The following is a 22,191-nucleotide window of genomic DNA, read 5'->3' as shown; positions in this document are numbered from 1 at the left end:
CTTCTCCCCTGACGTGCGAAACGGGAGCCAGTGTGGCCGGGACACCGATAACAACCACCTTTGTCAGCACACCGGCCACGGTGCTTCGCTCCTATCGGGCGTGTTCCCGACGCGGGTACATCCAACGAGTGGCCGTCACCATCGGACTGGTGGCGGTCGGCGCCGCCGCGGTGGCCGCCGGGCTGGCCGGAGTGTCCGGCGCCGCCGGGCCCGGGGTGATGCTGATGCTGTCCGGGGCGGGATTCTTCCTGCTGCGTGAGCGTTCCGTTCGGCGCCAACTGGCGCCCTGCCTGGGGGCGGAGCGCGAGGTCACCGTCACCATGACGGACTCGGAGTACCGCGCCGAGGGTCCCGACCGGGCCACCTCCCGGACCTGGACGACGTTTCGGAGCGTCTCGCGGGTCGGCGACTTCTGGGTGCTGCGCGTGTCTCCGCGGCTGGCCATGGGATTGCCGGTCACGGCTCTGGACGACCAACAGACGGCCGCATTCGTCGAGTTGCTGCGGGAGAAGGGGCTGTACGCGGCGACGTCCCCCTGACGCGGCGAACGCTCAGCCCCGGTCGCCCCAGCCTCGCGTCGCGGGCCAACAGGGCGGCCTGGACGCGGTTTCCGGTGCCCGGGGCGCCGAGGATCCGGCTGACGTGTGAATTGAGGGTGCTCTCGCGCATCCCCGACAGGACCCCGTCCCTCCGGCAAACCCCGGCCCGACGTCTCGCCGACCGCCGGTTGTTCCTCGCCGAGACTCTCCGGACCTTCCGTGCGACCGGGGCCGTGACCCCCGGCAGCCGGCGCCTCGCCGAGGCACTCGCCGCGCCGCTCGCAGAGCGACCGGACGGCCGCGCACCGTGCTGGAAGTCGGTGCCGGAACGGGTTCGGTCTCCCGCGTGCCGGCGGATCTGCTCGGCCCCGAGGACACGCTCGTCCTGGTCGGGGCCAACCCCCGCTTCGCCCGGCTCCTCGCGGTCGACCTGCGGGACGACCCGCGGCCGGCGGCCCGCGGGGACCGGATCTCGTTGATCGCGGGGCCGGTCGAGCGACTCGACCCACAGGCGTGCCACGACGTGATCGTCTCCGGGCTGCCGTTCGCCGACTTCCGCTCCGGTGAGGTGTCGGACCTGCTCGCACGCTGTCTGGCCGCGCTCAGGCCCGGCGGCCGGCTTACCTACTGCGGCTACCGAGGCACCGCCCGCCTCCGCGTGCTGCCGGGCACCTTCCGGAGTCTGGCCCGGCACAGCGGTGTCACCCATGTGCTCGACACGTTCCAGCAGACCCACGGCGCCGACTGCCGCACCGTGTGGAGCAATGGTCCGCCGGCCCGCGTGTGGCACGTTCGCGCCCCCGCGGTGACGCCCCGTCGGTGCCGGGGGAAACCGCCCGGACCGGCTGATCACCGTCCCGAAGTCCCGTGCTGCGGGCGGTGGGTGAGGAGGTCGCCTGGCTGGCAGTCCAGGACCTCGCAGATGCGGGTCAGGGTGCTGAAGCGGATGGCCTTCGCGCGGCCGTTCTTGAGGATGGACAGGTTGACGTTGGTGACGCCCACTTGGGTGGCCAGTTCGGCCAGGGTCATGCCCCGTTCCTCCAGGATCCGGTCAAGGTGGACCTCGATGGCGTGCGGGTCGGCTTCGGCGGGGGACATCAGATGACGCCTTCGAGGTCTTCGCGCATCGCCGTGCCGACGCGCATGATCCGGGCCAGGGAGAGCAGCCCGATGCCGGTGAGCAGGGCGAAGTACGGGACGCCGTGGTCGACGTCGTAGAGCAGAGGCCGGTGGTCGGCCGCCCGCAGGGAGTTGAGCAGGGCGGCTCCCGCGACGCGTTCGGTGACGTGGCAGACGATGCTGCCGACGGCCAGGTACCAGCCGAGGAGGCGCAGGCGGCCTGCGGTGCGGACGGTGTACGGGCCGTCCTGGCGGGCGGCGCGGATCACCCAGTACAGCAGGAGCAGCGCGCCGATGTAGAGGGTGGAGGACGGCAGTTCGGTCAGCGTGCTCAGCAGGCGTGCGCCGCCGCTCGGGGAGTTGTCGCAGTACCGGGGCGCGAAAAGGACCTCGATGCCCGGCCCGGGCTTCATGGTCCGGCTCAACCAGTCCTCGCCGCCGGCCTGTGTGGAGGGGGCGGTGGCGCAGACCGAACCGGCGCCCCATCCGAAGGCGCCGCCGATCCCGACCGCGGCGAACGTCTTCAGCACCAGGAACACCGCGACCAGCGCGCAGAGCGCGGTGACCACGCCGGTCATGGGTTCCAGCGGGTTTCCGGAGCTGCTGCTCCTCGTTCCGGCCGACTCGTCGGTCATGACGGACCGCCCCCTTGGTTATCGTTTTTCGATGTTATCGAAAAACGATACAGCATTCGTCAACTACGCTCCATCAGGCACCAGTTGCGGAACCTCCCCCTGCGGGTAGGGCCGGAGGCTTCCGCGGGGTGGTTCGGGCAGGCGTCGCCCCGTTCGTCTGCATCAGGGCACTACGTGCAAGGGAAGACCGTTGCAGGAATCCTCGCGTTCAAGATCCCCCCGGAAGTCGTGGGCCGGGATTCTGGCCGGCGGCCTCGTGGTCGCAGGCTGTTTCGCAGTTCTGCCGTCCATGGCGCAGGCCGCCCAGACCTCCTCCACCACGGCGGACCGGCAGTCCTCCTTCGCCGACGCGGCCAAGGAGTTCGGCGTACCGCTGCCCGTGCTCCTGGCCGTGTCTTACCAGGAGTCGCAGTGGGACGACCACGACGGGCAGTACAACACCGCGGGCGGATACGGTCCGATGAACCTGACGGACGTCACCGCCAAGATGGTGTCCGGGGGCGCGGCGGGCGCGGCCGGCCGTGGTGACCTCGCCGAGCTGACGGCGGACCCGGCCCTGCACACCCTCGACGCGGCGGCCGGACTCACAGGCATACCGGAAGCGAGGCTGCGCTCCGACGACGGCGCGAACATCCGAGCGGGTGCCGCGCTACTGGCCTCCTACCAGAAGGAGTTGACGGGGAAGGGATCCGCCGACCCGGCCGACTGGTACGGGGCGGTTGCCGAGTACAGCCAGTCGTCTGACAAGAAGGCGGCGCAGCTCTTCGCCGACCGCGTCTTCAAGACCGTGACAACGGGCGCCTCGCGCACCACCGTCGACGGTCAGCGCGTCCGGCTCGCGGCGCAGCGCGCGGTACACCCCGAGACGCAGCAGCTGTCCGAGCTGAAGCTGACAGCCGCCGCGACGGACACCGACACCGAGTGCCCGCCCACGGTGGACTGTACGTTCCTCGCCGCGGCCGCCTCCAACGGGCAGGTGGCGGGCCGGCCCGGCGACGGCGTGCAGATCAAGTACATCGTCCTGCACGACACCGAGTCGTCCTACGACGCCGCGATCAAGACCTTCCAGACAGCCGGCTCCGGCGACTCGGCGCACTACGTCATGCGGTCCGCCGACGGGGCCGTGACGCAGATGACGCCCACCAAGAACATCGCGTTCCACGCCGGCAACTACTGGTTCAACATGCACTCGATCGGTATCGAGCACGAGGGCTACGCCGCGCACGGCGCCACCTGGTACACGCAGACGCAGTACCGGGCGACGGCCGATCTGGTGAAGTACCTCGCCGCAAGGTTCGACATTCCGCTCGACCGCGAGCACATCATCGGTCACGACAACGTGCCCGGCCCGCGGGACAGTTACCTCGCGGGCATGCACTGGGATCCCGGGCCCTACTGGGACTGGACGGCCTTCATGAACATGGTCGCCCCGGCACGGACGGCCCGCGCGCACAGCGCCGCCCGGCACATCCCGACGATCGGCTCGGCGGTCACCATCAGCCCGGAGTTCGCGACCAACGAGCAGACCGTCCAGGTCTGCCCGGCCGACGACCCCACGGGCGCCACCACCGAGTGCACCGAGACCACCGCGCCCTCCAACTTCCTTCCCGTGCGCACCGCCGCCAGTGCGGACGCGCCCCTGTTCGCCGACCAGGCCATCCACCCCGGCACGAGCGCCGGCACCGACTCGATCCACGACTGGGGCAGTACCGTCGCGGCGGGCCAGCAGTTCGTGGTCGCCGACGTCGACGGCGACTGGACCGCCATCTGGTTCAGCGGTGCGAAGGTGTGGTTCTACAACCCCGGCGGCGCCAACACCTGCGCCGCGCCGGACGTCGTCGTCGTCCACTCCGGCGACCAGGCCGCGACTCTCTACGGCTCCGGCTACCCGCAGGCATCGGAGTACCCGTCCGGCCTCTCCCCGTCCACGCAGAAGCCCCTGACCCTCTACACCTTCCCGGCGGGCCAGGCCTACGTGGCCACCCAACCGCCGGTCAGCGCCGACGACTTCTTCGTCTCCGGCGACACCTACGTCACCGGCGCGGCCCAGTACTACACCATCCAGTACAACCACCGGGTCGTCCTCGTCGACGCCTCGCAGGTGTCCTGAACCGATCGGTGCGAACCCGGCCCGCTACCCGGTGACCCCGGCAGCGGGCCAGGTCCGAGCGGGAACGGACCCCCGACCTTCGGCAGACGCGGGTGAGATGCGCCTCGATCGTCCTGCGGGACAGGAAGAGCGACGCGGCGGCGTCCACATTGCTGAGACCCTCACCTGTGGCACGCGCCATCTGGAGCTCCTGCGGGGTGAGCAGTGCCACTGCGGGCGATTCGTTCCCGTGGACGGCGGAGCGGTGCCCGGTCGCCCCGACCCCCGCGTCGGTCCGGACCGCCCACGGCACGGCGTCCGGCGCGGTGAACGTCTGCTGCGCGAGCAGCAGCGGCTCACCTGCGACGAGTCGTGTCCGAGCCGCCTCGAAGGCCGTCTCCTTGCCGCCGTGGACGCGTTCCGCGACGTCCAGCCGGTCGGTGGCCTCCTCGGCGGACCGGGCGAGCATCACCCGGCACCGGGCGTGTGCGGCCGCCGGCCACGCCAGACCGGTCGCCGTGTCCCGCTCCCGCAGCCAGTCCGCGACGGCCCCCTCCCTCGCCCCCGTGCGCAGACGGGCCTCGGCGAGATCGGCCACCCACGGCATGAGAGAGGGATTGACCAGTCCCGTGTCGTCCGCGAGGGCGAACGCCGCCTCCAGGTGCGTACGCGCCGCCTCCGGATCACCGGCGGCGAGCGCGGACGTGCCGAGCGCACCGCGCGCGAACAGGGCCGGGCCCGCAGCCGACCGCCGCACCAGCGCTCGTACTGGGCCATTCGCTCCCGGCAGTCCTCGAAGTCGCCCCGCAGGGCGTCCAACCGCGCGAGCTGCACCAACGCGTAGCCCGTCACCGCCAGATGCCTCCTCCGCCCAGCGCAGCGCCCCGGTGGCGTCCGCGCGAGCCATCGACAAGTGCGACCACATCTCCACCTGGCCCCGCGCCGGCAGCGCGTACGGCAGCAGGGCGGGGGAGTGGTCCCGGCGCATCCCCTCGATCACCGTGTCCAGCACGCCGCGGGCGAGATCTCCCTCGTCGGTCCAGGACAGGCCCTGCGCGATCTCCATCGTCACCTCGCGTTCCTCGGGACCGCTGAGGCCGCGCGTCTCCTCCAGCAACGCGAGCAGGGTCGTACGGCCCTTCGCGCACGTCGCCGCCTACCTCGGCGACAAGGCGGTACGCGACGCCGTGCTGGAGGCGGCTGCTGGTCCGGGGACCGGTCCGGCCTGGGCAGGTGGACGTGTGGCTCAACGTGCGGGCGGTGGGAAACGCCGTCGCCATCGGCTGTCCACTCGGCGACACCTGGTCACAGGTTCGCAACGTGCTCTGCGCCAACCCGAAGGATCGGGCACACGACATCACGCAATACCTGTCCCACCCCCGCGTCGCAGCCGAGATCGGGCGCGGCGCCCGCCCGTAGCCCGTAGCCGGGGGACCGGCGGCGCGCGGCGGAGGATCCGGTGGAGCTTTCTGGAAAGATCGCCACCATGAGCGAAAACCCCCTGCGCCTCGTCACCGTCGACCGCACCGGCCCCGGCCGGTTCACCGCCACCAACGCCCGCGGCGGCACCGTCGAGTTCGGTACCGCCGGCGGTGGCGGCGCCGAGTTCACCCCCGTCGAGCTGCTGCTCGCCGCGATCGGGGGCTGCACCGCGGCCGACGTCGACGTGGCCACCACGCGGCACGCGGAGCCGGACGGGTTCACCGTCACCGTGACCGGCAACAAGGTCAGCGACGACCTCGGCAACCGGATGACCGACCTCGCGGTCACCTTCGCCGTCACCTTCCCGGAGGGCGAGGCCGGGGACCGGGCCCGCGCCATCCTGCCCCGCGCGGTCACCGTCTCCCACGACCGGCTGTGCACGGTCAGCCGCACGGTGGAGACCGGCACGCCCGTCACCGTGACGATCAATGAGGCCTGACGGACAAGGGATGACCGGCCTCACCGCTCCCTGCCTTCTCTGCGGGCCGGTGACAAGGGGTTCGCCGGGCGCTGCGTTCTTGTGAGCACTGCCTGATCCCGGGAGTGCGGGCGCCCTACGGTCCCGGCCATGAAGACGAGTCGCAGCACAGAACGGACAAGGGCAAGGGCAAGGGCAAGGGCATGGCGCGGTGCCGCGCTCGCGGCGCTGTTGACCGCGGGCGCGCTCACCGTCGCCGCCCCGCAGGCACAGGGCCAGAGCGCGCGCACCGAGACCCCGGTCGCGTCGACGCATCCCGCCGACGGTGTGGTCGAGTCGGTGGTGCGTGTGCAAGTGCCGTTACCGCAGTCGTTCGGCGCCCATCCGGCGGCGTGCGACTGGCTGTCGTATCTGCGTTACCGCTCCGCCGACGGGCCGCGCGCCTCGGCCGACGCGGACCGGATCCTCGTGGCCCAGCCCGGCATCCTGGAAGGAGCCGGAGCCTTCGACAGCGTCGCCCGCGACACGGTCGCCAGGGCCGCCGCGCAGGGACGGCACGTCGAGTTCTGGGCCCTGGACCGGCGCTCCAACTGCCTTGAAGATCCCACCGGTATCGCCTCCGGCGACCAGCACACGGCCGTCGACTACTACTACCGCGGCAAGGCCGTCGACGGCCGGACCTTCGCCGGGTTCGTCGGCAACGACCAACTCGGCTGGATGGCCAAGCTCGGCATCGAGCAGACCGTGCGGGACGAATACGACCTGCTCGTCACCGAGTTGCCCGACCAGGGTATGCGCAGGAGCAAGGTGCTGTGCGGCGGACACTCGCTCGGCGGAGTGATCACCGGGTACTTCGCGACGGCCGACTTCGACGGGAACCCCGCCACCATGGCCGACGCCGGACAGAACCAGTGCGCCGGGTACTTCGCCCTCGACACCACGATCTCCACCTCCCTCGCCGACCTGAGCGGCAGCATCCCGGACGACACCGACCTGCCCGACGTCGGGCTCGGTTACGCCGTCGTGCAGGCCGGCCTGGACAGCGGGGTGCTGTCGCGTTCCCTGTCCGCACCCGTGCTCCTCAACCCCGAGACCATGACCCTGCTCGCCATCGCGGGACTCGGCGCCGCACGCGACCCGGACGGCGAGTCGGACCTGCCCGCCTCCCTGCCCTCCAACGTCAACATCGAGGCCACGAACCGGTTCCTGTTCTCAAAGGACACCGCCACCTTCCTCACCGGCTCACCCGCCGTGAAGGATTTCCGGCTCACCAACGACGCCGTGCTCGGGGCGCTCATGGACGACAACTCCGAACCGCTGGCATTCCTGCAGAGCAGCGTGGGCCTCTTCGACGGCGGACCGCTCACCGACAAGAACTTCCCCGGCGCCAACGGGAGTTCGGACCAGTCGCAGTTGTTCGGCGTCGAGTACAAGGCCATTCCGGCGCAGCCGCACGGGCCGCTCTACACCTGGCGGAACTACGACCGGGTCGGCGCCGCCGACGACCCCGGGTACCGGTCGGCCGACGGCACCCCGTTCACCAACGCCTCCAAGGAGGTCACCGACATCCACGAGCTGGCCCGCAGCATGGGGGAGCAGCCGCTGGACTTCACCGAGCAGTACTTCCCGACCAAGCTGGTCACCGACATCGAGCTGGCCACCTCGCCGCAGGTGAAGCAACTCGTCGTCCATCCGGGCGGGTTGACCGCCGACCCGACGCTCACCGTCCTCGCGGGCGACGGGCTCCTCGCGGGCCGCGTCCCCGCCGACCTGCACCCTGTGATCGCCCCCGGCTACCAGCACCTGGACGTCCTGACGGCGGCACCCGTGCAGAACAACGGCCGGCCCGAGGTCGTTTCCAGCAGCCTCGCCGGATTCGCCGCATCACCCAAGTAGGCCTGACAGGGGCCCGGGAGGATCAACTCCCGGGCCCCACAGTGCTGTTACGGCTCAGACCTTGCCCGCTGCGAACGTCGCCGCCGCGTCGGCGTCGGAGGTGTAGCCGAGGTGTGCCAGGACGTCCGTCCCGCCGTTCTGGCAGATGGGGTCACCGGTGGCGCAGAAGTCGATGGTGCGGCTCTGGTAGGTGCCGGTGACGCTCTTGCCGAGGGCGCGGATCGGGTTGCCGAACAGCAGCACCGCGGCGACCTTGGGTTCGACCGCCGCCGGGATCGTCGCCACGATCGGGCTGCCGACCACCGCGCCGTCGCTGCTGATCCCCATGGAGTTGTCGACGACATTCGCGCCCTGCGAATATCCGACGAGAATGAAACGCTGATTCGGGCAGGCCGCCGCCTGCGCGTTCACGTGGTTCACCAAATCGGAGTTTCCCGTCGCGGCAGACGTCAGGGAAAGGTCGGCGGGATAGTTCACCGCATAGCTGGAGAGGGTCTTTCCGGTGATTTTCTGCTGGAGCGAGGAGAGCACCGGGTCGCCGACGATCAGGCCCAGAGTTCCCGGCTCGAAGGTGCCGCGAGCGGCCACGACGTCGAGGTCCGCGCAGGTGGCGGCCGACGCCGTGGGCGCGGTGAGGGTGGCGAGACCAGCTCCGCCGACCAGCGAGAGTGCGGCCAGGCACAAGCGAATACGCATGGGAATCCTTTGAGGGTGGGGCGCGTGCGACGCGCCTGCGGAAAGGACACCTCGAAGGTATTCGCGTTGTTTCACCGGGTGTTATGGACGGGAATTCAGAAACCGTCCCTTTTTTTGTCGGGGCGTGAGTCGCGCTCGCTCTCCCGCGACGACGCGGAACGCAGCGCGAGAATCAGGTCCAGCCGGGTGCCGGGGTCGTGCAGGGACTCGCCGAAGAGCTTCTCCAGCTGGCGCAGGCGGTAGCGGACCGTCTGCGGATGGATGTGGAGCCGGGCGGCGACGTCGGGGACGTTGCTGCCGCTGAGCAGCCAGGCGAGCAACGTCTCGGCCAGCCGGGCGCGTTGGCCCTCGGACGCCGCGTCGAGCGGTGCCAGGGCCCGGGCCTCCAACTGTGCGAGCAGCGGCTCGTCGCCGTGCAGCAGCAGCGTCGACAGATGATCGGCGCACAGCACGACGCCCTGCCGGGGCAGCACCCCGCGCCCCATCAGCCCCAGCGCCCGCGTGGCCCAGCGCAACGACCGCGCGGCCTCCGACACCGGGACCGTGGGACCGATCGCCGCCGGACGGCCGCCCAGGCCGAGGACGAACGACCGGCCGCCGAACCGGCCGTAGCCCTCCGGATCCGGCACCAGCACGCGCGGTGGCCGTGACTCCATGTCGGCCAGCGCGCCGGGTATCGCCGGCGGACGGTCCTCCGCACGCGGGTCCGCGGGTCCCGCCAGCGCGATGACGGCGACCCGCGAAGGCACCCGCCACCGTGCGCCGTGCGCCAGGTCCTGCACATCCTCCGGGGACACCGGCCCCTCGCCCAGCAGCAGATCGAGCAGCCGTCCGCGCCGCCGCTCCAACTCGTCCGCGCTGTGCGACCGCGCGTCCGAATAACCCGCGGCTGCCGCCTCGGCGACCTCGTGCACGGTCCGGAACGCCAACTCGCCGAGCGCGGCCACGACTTGCGAGTCCAGGCCGAGTTCCTCCGCCGTGCGCCCCATCAGCCGCCAGGCGTGCAGCCCGCCGACCCGTAACGCGGACTGCACCGCGTCCAGGCTGCGGCCGTCCAGCGCCACTCCGCGCCCGATCTCGTAGTACGTCGTGGCCATCGTGGACCGTTGGTCGCGCGGGTCGGCGATGTGGTCGATGAACAGGGCGAGCGCCTGCACCACACCGGCCCGCAGGTTCTCGCGGTAGACGGCGCCGGACGGCAGCCCGTACTCGGGCACCTGTCTGCGGACCTCCTCCTCCACCTCGTCGGCGACACGCGGCAGTTGGGCGCGCAGCAGTTCGGCCAGCTCGGGCGGTACCGAGGCGGTGGCGGGATCGGCGGGCACTCCGCGCGGGGTGGGGACGGCCACGACGGACACTCCTTTCCCCCGGAGGCGGCTCACCCACGGGCCGTTGCCCGTGGGACGAGGGGGACGTCCTGTGTTGGACGGCCGTCCCCTGCGCTCCGTTCCGTGCCCAGGCTGCACCGACATCACTCCGGCAGCCCCAGCGCGGCGGCGAGCATCGGCCACGAGGCGGTGAACTCCCCTTTCCAGTAGGCCCAGCTGTGTCCTCCGCCCGGATAGAAGTGGGTGGTGACCGGAATGCCGAGCAGCGCGAGAACACCGGTGAAACTGTGCGCGGAAGGCCACAGCAGACTCTCCAGTGCCTCGGGCAGCCAGTCACCCGAACCTCCTGCCACACCACTACCGTTGGACACGTACAGCGGTGTGCCGCGCAGCCCGCCGGCCTGGGCGCGCGGATTGAAGGCCCGCCAAGTGAGCCCGTCCAGCAAGGGGTTGCCCCACAGCGTGCGGGGCGCCAGGCTCTCGCGGGCCACAATGGCGTCCACCAGGGAGGGCACTCCGGGTGCCGTGGTGTCGAGGATCCCGCTGTAGGACGCGGCGGCGGTGAACGCGCCCGGGTGGCGGGCCGCGTGCGCCATCGCGCCGTAGCCGCCGGTGGACACCCCGGCGACCGCCCGCACACCGGACGCCCGGTAGTCGCGGGCCAGCAGCGCCGGAACCTCCAGCAGTTGGAAGGCCTCGTAGTCGGGGCCCTCGCGCCAGACACTGGGGATGCCGGTCGGACCCGCGTCCGGCATCGCGACGATGAGATCCCGCCCCTCGGTGAAGGCCTCGATGTCCGTCTCCCGGGTCCAGGACGTGTAGTCGTCGTGTGCCCCGTGCAGCAGATACAGCACGGGATACGTCCGACCGGGCTGCGCGGCGAAGTCCGACGGCAGGATCAGCCGCACCGGCGCGCTGCGGCCCAGCGCGGCCGAGGACACGGACACGTCGAAGGTACGCGCCGAGACCTGCGTCGCGGCCCGGGCACGGCCCACGCCGGCCGTGGCACCGAACAGGACGGCGAGCCCAGTGGCTGCGGCGACCCGCGTGGCGGCGCGCCGGGACATTCCGTCGGAAGGGCGCTGTGGGAGGGCGGCGCGCGGGGGGATTCCGGCGGGGTGCTGCGGTGTGGCTGGGCGATGGTGCGGCATGGCGGCTCCTCGGTCGGGTCGGCGGGTCCTCAGGCCGGTGCGGTGGGTCCGTCCGGCGAGGCCAGCACCCGCCGCAGATGGGCGGCGATCTCGTCGACGTGCGGCGGGTCGAGCAGCGACAGGTGGTGTCCCGACACCGGTACGACCGTCAGGCGCGGGCACACCTCGTCCCAGCCGAGCGCGTCGTCGTCCCGCTCGTACGCCGGGTCGCGCACGGTGTGCGGCGCCGGTTCCGTGGCCCGGTACAGCACCACCCGGCCCTCGTACCGGCCCGGACGGTGCGTCTCGCCGATCCGCAGATCCAGGTACGAGGCGCGCTGGTGCTCCAGCGCGGCGGGCGGCACCCGCACGGCCCCGCGCAGGGCGCGCAGCACGGCGTCGATGCGGGCGCGGTCGTCGTCCATCGCCACGAGTTCGTCGTACGGCAGCGGCAGTTGGACGCCGTACGTGTCGGCGACATGCCGGGCGAAACCGGTGAGGCGGGCGCGGACACGGTCGGCGGGGGTGCGGCCGGGCCGGGGGAGGGGGCGTACGGAATCGATGAGCGCGACGAGTTCGACGTCCCGCCCCGCCGCGACGAGCCGGCGTGCCGTCTCCTGGGCGAGGAATCCCCCGAAGGACCAACCACCCAACACACAGGGCCCGTTGGGGTGCACGGTGGTGATCTCCTCGACATAGCGCCGCGCCTTCTCCGGCACCGTGCGGGCGTCCTCGATCCGGTCGAGGCCGTGCACCGGCCGGTCGTCGCCCAGGTGTTGGGCCAGTGCGCGGTAGACGTCGGCGGTGCCGCCGGCGGCGTGGAAGAGGAAGAGCGGGGCGTGCGTGCCGCCTGCGCGAAGCGTGCGGAGCGGGGGCGGCTCGTCCGTCGACTGCCGTATCCGGTCGGCCACTTCGTCGATCGTCGTGGCGTCGAACAGGTCGCGCAGCTGCAGCTCGACCCCGAACTCACGGTCCAGGGCGGTACGGATCCGGACGGCCAGCAGGGAGTCCAGGCCGAGGTCGGCCAACGCGGTGGTGGGGGTGATGCGGGCCGTGGGATGGCCGGTGACGGCGGCGACGTGGTGACTGACGCGGGCGACCACCGAAGTGGGCGGGGACTCCACAGCAGCGGTGGGCTCCGGGACAACGGCGGGTCCCGGCGACGGATCCCCTGTGACATGCCCCCGCCCGTCCGTCCACCAGTACCGGACATGCCGCCAGCGCGGCAGCGGAAGGTCGACGACCCGGCCGGCCGGCACCGGCAGGGGCAGCCCCGCCGCATACACGGCACCCAACTCCGTGAGAAACGCGGCGGATCCGGCCGCGTCGCGCCGCAGGGTGCCCACGGTGAACGCGCCGGGCACGGTGTCGGTGACGGCCCTGGCCAGGACCGGATGCGGCGAGATCTCGACGAAGGCGGTACGACCGGCCGCCGCGGCCGCCGCGAGGGCCCGGTCCAGTCGCACCGGCCGGCGCAGGTTGGCGGCCCAGTGCTCGGCGTCGAACTCGCAGGCGCCGCACGGGTCGTCGAGGACGGTGGAGTAGACGGGGATGCGTGGTGACCGGCCCCGGAGGTCCTTGAGGGCCTCGACCAGCTCCGGCAACAGCGGGTCCACCTGGGGCGAGTGTCCGGCGCCGACGACCCGCATGGCCCGGGCGGCACGCCCCCGTTCCTCCATCCGGCGCACCAGTCGGGCGACCGCCACCTCGTCGCCGGTGACGACCTTCTGCCGGGGCGAGGAGTGCACGGCGACCTGGACACCAGGGAACTCCCGCTCCAGGTCGGGCAGTTCATCGTCCTCCAGGTCCACGACGGCCATCGCGCCGCCGCGCAGTCCGGCGAGCAACCGGGCCCGTACGGCGACGACCCGGGCCGCGTCCACCACGTCCAGCGCGTCCGCGCACACCGCGGCGGCCACCTCGCCCAAGGAGTGGCCGATCACGGCGGCGGGCTCCACGCCGTAGGCCCGCCACAGCTCGGCGAGCGCCAACTGGACGCCGAAGAGCACAGGTTGGGACACGTCGAGCCGGTCGAGCGGTCCGGCGTCGGCCAGGTGCGCGCGGAGGGAGAAGCCGAAGACGTCGGTGAGTCGGGCGTCGAGTCTCTCCACGGCGGCGGCGAAGGCCGGTTCCTCCAAGAGGAGTTGGCGTGCCATGCCGGTCCACTGGCTGCCGTATCCGGAGAACACCCACACCGGACCGCGCCCCACCCGGTCGCGGTCGCCGGTGACCACCCGCGGATCGCGGACGCCCTGTGCCAACGCGCCCAGCGCGTCAACCAGTTCGCGCCCGTCGCAGGCGACGACGGCGGCGCGCACGGGTCCTCGCCCGGTACGTCCCGCGAGCGTGTGTGCCACGTCGGCGGGGCGGGCCGCGCTCCCCACGGGAGTGCGCAGCCACGCGGCGAGCCGGGCGGCGGTGTCCCGGACCCGCTCGGTGTCCAGGTCGGAGAGGAGATGGAGGCGGGCGGCCGGCTCCTCGACCGACGTCCCCCCGCCCCCCTGAGTCGCAGGCACGGTCGGCCGCCACTCCTCCAGTACCGCATGGGCGTTGGTACCGCCGAAGCCGAAGCCCGAGACGCCGGCGGTGGCCGTGCCGCCGTAGCGGGGCCAGGGTTCGGGCTCGGTGACCAGGCGCAGCCGTGCGTCGGGGAGGGAGGTGCCGTGCAGCGAGGGCGGGACGAGGTCGTGGTGGAGGGCGAGGACCGTCTTCACCAGGCCGGCGAGACCGGCCGCGCACTCCAGATGCCCGAGGTTGCCCTTCACCGAGCCGAGCAGCAGGGGCTGTTCACGGTCGCGGCCCGCACCCAGCACCGCGCCGAGCGCGCCCGCTTCGATCGGGTCGCCCAGCGGGGTACCGGTGCCGTGCGCCTCCACGTAGTCCACGTGGGCCGGGGCGAGTCCGGCCCGCCCGTACGCCGTGGCCAACAGGGCCTGCTGTGCGGCCGGGTTGGGGGCGAGCAGGCCGCCCGAGCGGCCGTCGGAGTTGACCGCGGTGGCGCGGATCACCGCGAGGACGCGGTCACCGTCGCGCTCGGCGTCGGAGAGCCGTTTCAGCAGCACCGCCGCGCAGCCCTCTCCGCGCCCGATGCCGTCGGCCGTGGTGGCGAACGGCTTGCAGCGGCCGTCCGGCGCGAGCGCCCCCGCGCGGGCGAAGGCGACACCGACGGCGGGGGAGAGCAGGACGTTGACCCCGGCGGCGATCGCCGTGTCGGTCTCGCCCTCCCGCAGGCTCGCACAGGCCTGGTGCACGGCGACCAGGGAGGACGAACAGGCCGTGTCCACCGCCATGTTGGGGCCGTGGGTGTCCAGGACGTACGCCAGCCGGCCCGCCGTCACACTGAGTGCCGCGCCCGCCGGGGCCCACGGGTCGACGGCGTGCGCGTCGGCGCCGGTGAGGCGGCCGTACTCCGGGGCCGAGACGCCGACGTAGATGCCGGTGGCCGTGCCCGCGAGGGCCGTGGCCGGGACGCCGGCGTGGTCGAGCGTCTCGCGGACGACCTCCAGGAGGATCCGCTGCTGGGGATCCATCACCGCGGCCTCGCGCGGGGTGATCCGGAAGAAGTCGGCGTCGAACCCGGCGATGTCGTCCAAGTAGCCGCCGTACGCGGGTGTTTCCGCGGGCGGGAACGGCGTGAAGTCGCCCCATCTGTCCTCGGGGACGCGTCTGATCGCGTCGACGCCGTCGATCAGCAACTGCCAGTAGTCGTCCGGGCCGTGCACCCCGCCCGGCAGCCGGCAGCCGACCCCGATCACCGCGACGGGCTCCCCGGGCGCAGCCCGCACGGCCGGTGCGGGGAGGTGACGCGGGCCGGGCCGGAGGCCGGTGCCGCACAACCGCGCCACCAGCGCGTCCACGGTCGGGGCCTCCCACAGCAGCGTCGCCGGCAGCTCGTGCCCGGTCAGCAGCGACAACTCGCCCGCCAGCACGACCGCGTCCCGCGAGGACATGCCGAGTTCGGCCAGCGGCCGGTCCATCGCCACGTCACGCACCGGCGTGCCGTGCCACTCGGCCACCCGCTCCACGATCCGCAGCCGCAGCGCGTTCTCGTCGGCGGCCGTCACCCGTTCCCCCGTCCCGGAGTTCGGCCCGCTCCCGTCGACGGCCGTCATCCCGCGGTCCCCGTCGCATAGTCGCCCTCCAGATACCGGGCGCGGGTCAGGGCCCGTGACACCTTGCCGCTGGAGGTGCGGGGCACGGTGCCGGGAGCGACCAGGACGACATCGGCGAGCCGCAGCCCGTGCCGCGCGGAGACGGCCGCGCGCACGGCACGCGTCAGGGCCGGCACGTCGAGGTCGGCGAGACTGGTGCTCCGCGTGTGCTCGGCCACGACCACCACCCGCTCGCCCGCGCCGCCCGGCACCCCGAACGCGGCGAGCCGGTCTCGTCGTACGGCCCGGTGCGCGTCCTGCGCGGTGGCCTCCACGTCCTGCGGATAGTGGTTGCGGCCGTCGACGACGATGAGGTCCTTGAGCCGGCCCGTGACGATCAACTGTCCGTCCAGGACGGTCCCCAGATCACCGGTGCGCAGCCAGCCGCCCGGCGCGTCCGCGCCGAGCGAGGCGCCGAACACGCGCCGGGTCTGCGCGGAGTTGTTCCAGTAGCCGCGCCCCACATTGGCGCCCCGCACCCAGATCTCCCCGACCTCCCCCTCGGCCAGCACGGCACGGGCGACCGGATCGACGATGCGGACCCGCTGCCCCACCGGAGTTCCGCAGCCCGCGAGGAGCACGGCCCGTGGATCCTCGGGCCGCGCGGGCAGGGCCTTTCCGGCGGAGAGGGCGTCCCGGTCGAGGGCGAACCGGCCGAGCGGCCGGCCGGGCCGGGCGGCGCTGACGAACACGGTGGCCTCGGCGAGCCCGTACGACGGACAGTGCGCGTCTGCCGCCAGCCCCTGGGCGGCGAAAGCGGCGTGGAAACGGTCGGCGGTGCCGGGCCGGACGGGTTCGCTGCCGTTGATCAGCGCGGCGACCCCGTCCAGCCGCAGCCCCTCCTTCTGCGCCTCGGTGACGGCGGAGGCGCAGTAGTCGTAGGCGAAGTTCGGCGCGGCACTCAGCGCACGCGGATGCGCGGCCAACAGCCGTAGCCAGCGCGCCGGTTCGTGCAGGAACGCGGCCGGGTCCATGAGTACGGAGGGCACCCCGCGTACGACGGGGGCCGCCACGCTCAGCACCAGCCCCATGTCGTGGTAGAGCGGCAGCCAGCCCACGCAGGTCACCGGATGCGCGTCGGCGCCATAAGCGGTCAGCGCCTGGCGGGCGTTGGCGACGACGTTGGCGTGGGTGATCTCCACGCCCGCCGGAGCCCGGGTCGACCCGGAGGTGTACTGGAGATAGGCGGTCGCGTCCGAATCCGGCTCCGGCGCAGGACGGTCGAGGGCGGCGGTGTCGGGCACCCGGTCCGCCGCGAGGACCGGCACCTCCGCACGCTCGCAGAAGTCCGTCACCTCGGCGAGAACACGGCCGGTGGTCATCACGACCGCGGGCCGCGCGTCCCCCAACACCCCGACGAGCCGGTCGCCCTGCCCGGGCAGACCGGGCGGATACAGCGGTACGGCGACCATCCGGGCGGCCAGCGCCGCCAGGAACGCGGTGATGTAGTCCGTCCCCTGCGGGCACAACAGGGCGACCCGCGAACCGGGTTCGGCCTGCTCGGTGAGCCGGGCGGCCAGTGCCCGTACCCGCAGATCGAGCAGCTGCCAGGTCAATGTGCGGTGCACACCACGGGAGTTGGGGGCGGGATGGTCGACGAAGGTGAACGCCCGGCGGTCCGGGGTGATTTCGGCCCAGTGCCGTACGTACTCGGGCAGGGTCCGGTACGCGGGCGCGAGCGGCGGGCGGCGACTGTCCATCGGACGGGCTCCTCACGAACAGCGGGGCGAGCGGGGGGAGAGCGGTGTGCAGGGGTGAACTCGGCGGTCAGAGCGGGATGTTGCCGTGCCGTCGCTCCGGCATCGGGGCGCGCTTGCCGCGCAGCGCGCGGAGGGCGCGGCCGACGTGGACGCGGGTGTCGCGCGGCGTGATGACGTCGTCGACGTATCCGCGTTCGGCGGCGAGGTAGGGAGTCCCGTGCGTGGCCTCGTACGTGGCGACGAGGTCGGCCCGCAGCGCCTCCGGGTCGTCCGCCGCGGCGAGTTCACGCCGGTGCAGCACCCCCACGGCACCCTCCGCGCCCATGACGGCGATCCGTGCGGTCGGCCACGCGAGGTTGAGGTCGGCGCCGAGATGCTTGGAACCCATCACCGCGTACCCGCCGCCGTACGCCTTGCGCACCACCACGGTCACCTTCGGGACGGTCGCCTCGGCGTACGCGTACAGGAGTTTGGCACCGCGCCGGATGATGCCGCCCTGCTCCTGGCACACGCCGGAGAGATAGCCTGGGACGTCGGCGAAGGTCAGCAGCGGGATACCGAACGCGTCGCAGAACCGCACGAACCGCGCGGCCTTCTCGGAGGCGTCGATGTCGAGGACGCCGGCCGAGTGCAGCGGCTGGTTGGCGACGACCCCGACGCTCGCCCCCTCGATCCGGGCCAGCGCACAGATGATGTTCGGCGCGAACAGCTCCTGGACGTAAAGGAGTTCACCGTCGTCCACGACCGCGCGCAGGATGTCCCGCATGTCGTAGGCGTGACCGAGCCGGTCGGGCACGAGCTCGTCGAGCAGGTCCCCGGCGGCGACGGCTCCGGGCGCGTACTGCGGGGGCCGCTCCAGGTTGTTGGCGGGAAGGTACGACAGCAGGTCGCGTACGGTGTCGAGCGCGTCCTCCTCGTCGGTGGCGAGGAAGTGGGCGTTGCCGTTCACGGAGTTGCTGGTGCGGGCGCCGCCCAGCTCCTCGGCGGTGGTGCGTTCACCGGTCACCGCCTCGATGACGTCGGGTCCTGTGACGAACATGTGCGAGGAGCCGTCGACCATCACGGTGAAGTCGGTGATCGCGGGGGAGTAGGCGGCGCCGCCCGCACACGGGCCCAGGACGACGGAGATCTGCGGGATCACCCCGGACGCCTTCACATTGCGCCGCACCAACTCGGCGTACAGAGCGAGGGAGTTGACGCCCTCCTGGATGCGGGCGCCCCCGGAGTCGTTGAGCCCCACGACCGGACACCCGGTCTTCAGGGCGAGTTCCATGAGTGCCACGGTCTTCTCGCCGAAGGCCTCGCCCATGCTGCCGCCGAAGACCGTGGAGTCCTGCGCGAACACACAGACCGGCCGTCCGTCGACCGTGCCGTATCCGGTGACGACCCCGTCTCCGTAGGGCCGTTGGGCACCGTCCCCCACCGCTCTCGCCCGCACGAACACACCGGTCTCCGCGAACGAGCCCGCGTCCAGCAGCCGTTCGATCCGCTCCCGCGCACCGAGCGCCCCGTGTCTTCTCGGCGCGCCGGTGACCACCGCCCGCGCCCGTCGCTCCTCCAGGTCGGCGATGCGTCCGGCGGTGCGGTCCGCCGCGGGTGTCGCTGCCGTCAGGGATGTCGTCGCCTCTAGCGTCACAGCCACCTCCGAAGTGGTTCTCGAATATGGCAGCGATTCGGCGACGGACCGGAGGATCGCCGTTCTGTTTGCGGGAGTTGAGTCCCGGGCGACGCAGGTTCGTCCTGAAGTGACAACGGACCGGAAAGGGGCCGCAAGGGGCTGGGGGGTTCCGTGGTCCAGACCACTATTTTGGGATGGCAATGGAAACGTTGCCCTTCGGGAGGACGCCGGATGAGACCACCACTGACACCGATCGCCGGAGCCGGAAGCCCCCTCCGCCGCCTGTCGGCCCTCGGACTCACCGCGCTCCTGCTCGGCGTGGCGGCACTCCTGGGAACCCCGAACCCGGCCCGTGCCGCGGCGGGGACCGTGACGGCGTACCCGGTCCCGTCGATCTGCCCGGCGTCGACGGACTACAAGTTGACCGTCAACGGAACGTCCGTACCGGTGACGAAGTACACGGGCTACGACATCGCGCAACTCGCCCTCGGATCCGGCACCGCCACCATCACGGTGACAAAGCTCAACAACACCGCCATCGGCGCGTACAGCGTCAGCCCGCAGAAACTCGGCATCACCGGGACCGTCAGCGGCCCGACCCTGACCTTCACCGTCCAGAACGACGAGTACCTGATCGTCAAGCTCGACGGGCGCCCGAACCTGGTCATCGCCGCCGACCCGGCCGAGACGAACCGTCCGGCCACCGGCGGCACCGGTGTCTTCAACGTGCAGAGCGCGCCCTACTCGGCCCAGCCGAACACCGGCGCCTACACCACGACGGCCTTCCAGACGGCCCTCAACGACGCAGTCGCGTACGGCTCCGCGAACAGCACCCAGGGCATCGTGTACGTCCCGGCCGGCGTCTACACCCTCGGCAATCTCTACCTGCGCAGCAACCTCGCGCTCTATCTCGCACCCGGCGCGGTCCTCCGCTACACGGGGGAGGCCGCCCACTACGTGGTGAACGGACACAAGAACTGGCTCTGGCGCCGATCTTGTGACGGCGTCGGATCAGGGCAGGGACACGGCAAAGTCGTAATTCCGGAGCGGTTACGTCGCCGATGCGGGCGGTTCGATCAGTGAGGCGATGCACGCAGTGAGCAGGCGCCGCATCTGGTCTTGTTCGCTGGCATCCAGATTGGCCAGCATGTCTTGCTCGACGCGGCGAACCGCGGCGCTGGCCACCTTGAGCTGGCGGCGCCCGCGGGCGGTCAGCTCGGTGGGCAGGACCCTGCCGACGGGTGCCTGTGCCGGGCGGACGACGAGTCCCTGGCGTTCGAGGGCCTGCAGAAGCACGTTCATCGACTGCCGGGTGACGAAGGTGCCGCGGGCAAGCTCGGAGTTGGACAGACCCGGTCGCTGGGCAAGCAGCTCCAGGCAGGAGTAGTGGGTGATCGTCATGCCCAACGGCCTCAGCACGGCCTCCAGAGCTGAGTGCAGGGCGCTCGCGGCCGCCTTCAGCATGTACCCCAGTGATGTGTCCAGCTCGATTCCGGGCTCGCCTTGACTCATGTCAGTAGTCTGACATACATTCCGGCGTGTCAGAAGACTGACATGTCTTGAGGAGGTAAGAATCGTGGCCGTTACCGGACCCGACTTCATTTCACTGCAGGTGCGCGACCTGGAGCGCTCTGCCGTTTTCTACGAGCAGTACCTGGGGCTGAAGCGCTCTGACGCAGGACCGCCGCACGCTGTCGTGTTCGACACCAAGCCGATCGCGTTCGCCGTCCGCGACGTCGTCGCGGGCGTCAACCTGGACGCGATCACACAGCCGGGCCAGGGAATGGCGCTGTGGCTGCACGCCCCCGACGCGCAGGACATCCACGACGCCCTCGCCGCCGCTGGCACGACGATCGTCTCAGCGCCCGTCGACGGGCCGTTCGGCCGCACTTTCACGTTCGCGGACCCCGACGGCTACCAGGTGACCCTCCACGACCGCGGCTGAGACTGGCGTCCTGGTCTTCGGCGCGGCAGGCGCCCTGAGCGGGCTACTCGCAACGGCAGTTATGACACCTGGCACGGCCTACTTCATGACTTTGCCGGGCCCCTGCGGGTCAGGGCGTGAGGAGTACGCGTTTGCGTAGGAAGTCGAGGTTGGCTCGTCCATACCCTTGCCTTTTGGGGAGTTTCGTCCTAGTAACCTGGCCTTCGACCTGGCCGGAGCTCCAGGGGGTGGAGAGCCCGGCGGTGACGGCGTCGATGTCGCGGCTCAGCCCGATGATCAGGGAGTGCAGGGCGGGCAGGTCATCGGCGAGGGCGCGCTCCATCCAGGCGGGCAGTTGATCGCCCCGCAGGTCACGGATCATGGCGGCGAAGTCGCGGACGTGGTGGGTGACGGCGTCGAGTTCGCTACAGCCGGTCCGGATCTCCTTGAGGTCGGCGGCATCATCGGCGGTCAGGTTTCCGGGGTCGGCCATGATCCAGCGGACGATGCGGCGGGGCCGTGGAGCCGAGCGGCGCGCGGGTGGCCCAACGGTGGCGGTCTTGAACGGGCGGAGGTAGCGGCGGACGGTCTGGAGGCTTCCGGCGAAACCAAGGGCCACGATCTCCTGGTGGAGTTGGGCACTGCTGTGACAGCCCTCGATCCACCGCTGGTGCAGGTAGGGCTTGTACTCGTCCAGGATGGTGGAGCGGTTCGTCGCTTTGACCAGCAGCTCGTCGATACTGGTGGCGCGGGCGAAGCGGCGCACGGTGGACCGGTCCAGCTGCAGTGTCCGGCAGATGTCCTCCAGCGTGCTGCCGTCGTCCAGGAGCTGTCGCACGGCTGTGTGGCGTTCCCTGGTCCGGGTCACCAGTCGGCGTTCCCGTCCGCAGACGTCGAGCAGCGCGGCAGCCGGCGGCGTCAGCCATATGTCGTCGCCGGCCGGCGGGGTGGCCGGGACGGTGTTCTCGAACGTGGTCCGGACGCAGGAGTGGTGGGCGGAGACGGTCTTTTCGACGGCCGCGCCGAGGTTGTGCCACAAATGCCAGGCGTCGGCGACCTGCACCGCTTGCGGGGCGCCGGTGCGGGCGCCCTCGGCGTAAGCCCCGGCCCGGTCCCGGCAGATGATCTCCACTTCCGGATGGACCTTCAGCCGTGCCGCGAGCGGTTCGGCGTCACGCCGGGCAGCATGTCCACCGGGCGCCGTGTCTCCAGATCCACCAGGATCGTGGCGTACGAGTCCCCCTTGCGTAGCGCGAAATCGTCGACCCCGAGCACGCGGATCTGTCCGACGGGTTCTTCCGGCGCGGCGCGGACCAGGCGTAACAGGGCGTCCTTGGCGACGCGCAGGCCCAGCACCTCCGGCCAGACGGGCTCCCGCCCGGCCGGCCAGCGCGAGAGCGATCGAGGTCAACTGCTCACGAACCAGTGGCGTGTAGCGGGCATGCGGGCTCGTTAGCCCCGCGATC

The 22,191-nt window shown here is 71.8% G+C and carries 18 protein-coding genes and 1 pseudogene; 6 read left to right on the top strand and 13 right to left on the bottom strand.

Annotated elements, in window-relative coordinates:
- Positions 1-128 precede the first annotated feature (128 nt).
- On the top strand, positions 129-539 hold the full coding sequence (locus AB0I51_RS19685) for a hypothetical protein (protein WP_362976727.1): 411 nt from the start codon (positions 129-131) through the stop codon (positions 537-539).
- A 28-nt stretch (positions 540-567) separates the two neighbouring features.
- On the opposite strand, the pseudogene AB0I51_RS19680 reads toward AB0I51_RS19685, so the two are convergent.
- The 3 genes and pseudogenes from AB0I51_RS19680 to AB0I51_RS19670 all read right to left on the bottom strand — a co-directional run.
- A pseudogene (locus AB0I51_RS19680) lies at positions 568-672 on the bottom strand (DNA-binding response regulator); the annotation flags it as partial.
- 716 nt (positions 673-1,388) lie between these two features.
- Entirely contained in the window at positions 1,389-1,637 is a 249-nt protein-coding gene (locus AB0I51_RS19675; protein WP_362976725.1) for a helix-turn-helix transcriptional regulator, read from the bottom strand.
- Entirely contained in the window at positions 1,637-2,293 is a 657-nt protein-coding gene (locus tag AB0I51_RS19670; protein WP_362976724.1) for a DUF2975 domain-containing protein, read from the bottom strand. The genes AB0I51_RS19675 and AB0I51_RS19670 overlap by 1 nt, the downstream gene beginning before the upstream one ends.
- Positions 2,294-2,582: 289 nt before the next feature.
- On the opposite strand from AB0I51_RS19670, the gene AB0I51_RS19665 reads away from it, so the two are divergent.
- The gene (locus AB0I51_RS19665) at positions 2,583-4,403 is read left to right on the top strand and encodes a peptidoglycan recognition family protein (RefSeq protein ID WP_362976722.1); all 1,821 of its coding nucleotides are present in this window, start codon (positions 2,583-2,585) and stop codon (positions 4,401-4,403) included.
- Here AB0I51_RS19665 and AB0I51_RS19660 read toward each other — a convergent pair.
- On the bottom strand, positions 4,327-5,499 hold the full coding sequence (locus AB0I51_RS19660) for a helix-turn-helix transcriptional regulator (protein WP_362976720.1): 1,173 nt from the start codon (positions 5,497-5,499) through the stop codon (positions 4,327-4,329). The genes AB0I51_RS19665 and AB0I51_RS19660 overlap by 77 nt on opposite strands.
- 369 nt (positions 5,500-5,868) lie before the next feature.
- Here AB0I51_RS19660 and AB0I51_RS19655 point away from each other — a divergent pair, with 369 nt between their 5' ends.
- Both AB0I51_RS19655 and AB0I51_RS19650 read left to right on the top strand, forming a co-directional pair.
- Positions 5,869-6,303, top strand: a complete 435-nt coding sequence (locus AB0I51_RS19655; RefSeq protein WP_362976718.1) for an OsmC family protein — start codon at positions 5,869-5,871, stop codon at positions 6,301-6,303.
- A gap of 129 nt (positions 6,304-6,432) precedes the next feature.
- Complete coding sequence (locus AB0I51_RS19650) at positions 6,433-8,178, top strand: hypothetical protein (protein ID WP_362976716.1); 1,746 nt, start codon at positions 6,433-6,435, stop codon at positions 8,176-8,178.
- A 54-nt stretch (positions 8,179-8,232) separates the two neighbouring features.
- Here AB0I51_RS19650 and AB0I51_RS19645 read toward each other — a convergent pair whose 3' ends face one another.
- The 6 genes from AB0I51_RS19645 to AB0I51_RS19620 form a co-directional block, all read right to left on the bottom strand.
- Complete coding sequence (locus AB0I51_RS19645; RefSeq protein WP_362976714.1) at positions 8,233-8,874, bottom strand: cutinase family protein; 642 nt, start codon at positions 8,872-8,874, stop codon at positions 8,233-8,235.
- 95 nt (positions 8,875-8,969) lie between these two features.
- On the bottom strand, positions 8,970-10,223 hold the full coding sequence (locus AB0I51_RS19640; protein ID WP_362976712.1) for a helix-turn-helix domain-containing protein: 1,254 nt from the start codon (positions 10,221-10,223) through the stop codon (positions 8,970-8,972).
- A 122-nt stretch (positions 10,224-10,345) separates the two neighbouring features.
- On the bottom strand, positions 10,346-11,269 hold the full coding sequence (locus tag AB0I51_RS19635; RefSeq protein WP_362976926.1) for an alpha/beta hydrolase family protein: 924 nt from the start codon (positions 11,267-11,269) through the stop codon (positions 10,346-10,348).
- A gap of 113 nt (positions 11,270-11,382) precedes the next feature.
- Complete coding sequence (locus tag AB0I51_RS19630) at positions 11,383-15,444, bottom strand: beta-ketoacyl synthase N-terminal-like domain-containing protein (protein ID WP_362976710.1); 4,062 nt, start codon at positions 15,442-15,444, stop codon at positions 11,383-11,385.
- Positions 15,441-17,183 (bottom strand): fatty acyl-AMP ligase, encoded by a 1,743-nt coding sequence (locus tag AB0I51_RS19625; RefSeq protein WP_362976708.1) that lies wholly within the window; start codon positions 17,181-17,183, stop codon positions 15,441-15,443. The genes AB0I51_RS19630 and AB0I51_RS19625 overlap by 4 nt, the downstream gene beginning before the upstream one ends.
- Positions 17,184-17,250: 67 nt before the next feature.
- Positions 17,251-18,819 carry an acyl-CoA carboxylase subunit beta gene (locus AB0I51_RS19620; protein ID WP_362976924.1) on the bottom strand — a complete coding sequence of 523 codons (1,569 nt, stop codon included), beginning with the start codon at positions 18,817-18,819 and terminating at the stop codon, positions 17,251-17,253.
- 213 nt (positions 18,820-19,032) lie between these two features.
- Here AB0I51_RS19620 and AB0I51_RS19615 point away from each other — a divergent pair, with 213 nt between their 5' ends.
- The gene (locus AB0I51_RS19615; protein WP_362976706.1) at positions 19,033-19,884 is read left to right on the top strand and encodes a hypothetical protein; all 852 of its coding nucleotides are present in this window, start codon (positions 19,033-19,035) and stop codon (positions 19,882-19,884) included.
- Here the strand turns inward: AB0I51_RS19615 and AB0I51_RS19610 are convergent.
- Positions 19,852-20,313, bottom strand: a complete 462-nt coding sequence (locus tag AB0I51_RS19610; RefSeq protein WP_362976704.1) for a MarR family transcriptional regulator — start codon at positions 20,311-20,313, stop codon at positions 19,852-19,854. The genes AB0I51_RS19615 and AB0I51_RS19610 overlap by 33 nt on opposite strands.
- 64 nt (positions 20,314-20,377) lie before the next feature.
- Here AB0I51_RS19610 and AB0I51_RS19605 point away from each other — a divergent pair, with 64 nt between their 5' ends.
- Complete coding sequence (locus AB0I51_RS19605; RefSeq protein ID WP_362976702.1) at positions 20,378-20,746, top strand: VOC family protein; 369 nt, start codon at positions 20,378-20,380, stop codon at positions 20,744-20,746.
- A 109-nt stretch (positions 20,747-20,855) separates the two neighbouring features.
- Here the strand turns inward: AB0I51_RS19605 and AB0I51_RS19600 are convergent, their stop codons facing one another.
- Both AB0I51_RS19600 and AB0I51_RS19595 read right to left on the bottom strand, forming a co-directional pair.
- Positions 20,856-21,857: a transposase gene (locus AB0I51_RS19600; protein ID WP_362976936.1), complete on the bottom strand. Its 1,002-nt coding sequence runs from the start codon at positions 21,855-21,857 to the stop codon at positions 20,856-20,858.
- A gap of 14 nt (positions 21,858-21,871) precedes the next feature.
- Entirely contained in the window at positions 21,872-22,081 is a 210-nt protein-coding gene (locus tag AB0I51_RS19595) for a hypothetical protein (RefSeq protein WP_362976934.1), read from the bottom strand.
- Between the last annotated feature and the right edge of the window lie 110 nt (positions 22,082-22,191).

It is taken from the genome of Streptomyces sp. NPDC050549, assembly GCF_040655035.1.
GTDB lineage: Bacteria > Actinomycetota > Actinomycetes > Streptomycetales > Streptomycetaceae > Streptomyces.
The sequence above is the reverse complement of the archived record's forward strand: the minus strand, read 5'-3'. Positions and strand labels throughout refer to the sequence as shown.

Bases quoted from the DNA above. Each gene is read 5' to 3' on its own strand.
- AB0I51_RS19655 (WP_362976718.1), top strand. From the start codon at position 5,869: ATGAGCGAAAACCCCCTGCGCCTCGTCACCGTCGACCGCACCGGCCCC.
- AB0I51_RS19665 (WP_362976722.1), top strand. From the start codon at position 2,583: ATGGCGCAGGCCGCCCAGACCTCCTCCACCACGGCGGACCGGCAGTCC.
- AB0I51_RS19675 (WP_362976725.1), bottom strand. From the start codon at position 1,637: ATGTCCCCCGCCGAAGCCGACCCGCACGCCATCGAGGTCCACCTTGAC.
- AB0I51_RS19615 (WP_362976706.1), top strand. From the start codon at position 19,033: ATGAGACCACCACTGACACCGATCGCCGGAGCCGGAAGCCCCCTCCGC.
- AB0I51_RS19635 (WP_362976926.1), bottom strand. From the start codon at position 11,269: ATGTCCCGGCGCGCCGCCACGCGGGTCGCCGCAGCCACTGGGCTCGCC.
- AB0I51_RS19625 (WP_362976708.1), bottom strand. From the start codon at position 17,183: ATGGACAGTCGCCGCCCGCCGCTCGCGCCCGCGTACCGGACCCTGCCC.
- AB0I51_RS19650 (WP_362976716.1), top strand. From the start codon at position 6,433: ATGAAGACGAGTCGCAGCACAGAACGGACAAGGGCAAGGGCAAGGGCA.
- AB0I51_RS19670 (WP_362976724.1), bottom strand. From the start codon at position 2,293: ATGACCGACGAGTCGGCCGGAACGAGGAGCAGCAGCTCCGGAAACCCG.
- AB0I51_RS19610 (WP_362976704.1), bottom strand. From the start codon at position 20,313: ATGAGTCAAGGCGAGCCCGGAATCGAGCTGGACACATCACTGGGGTAC.
- AB0I51_RS19645 (WP_362976714.1), bottom strand. From the start codon at position 8,874: ATGCGTATTCGCTTGTGCCTGGCCGCACTCTCGCTGGTCGGCGGAGCT.
- AB0I51_RS19630 (WP_362976710.1), bottom strand. From the start codon at position 15,444: ATGACGGCCGTCGACGGGAGCGGGCCGAACTCCGGGACGGGGGAACGG.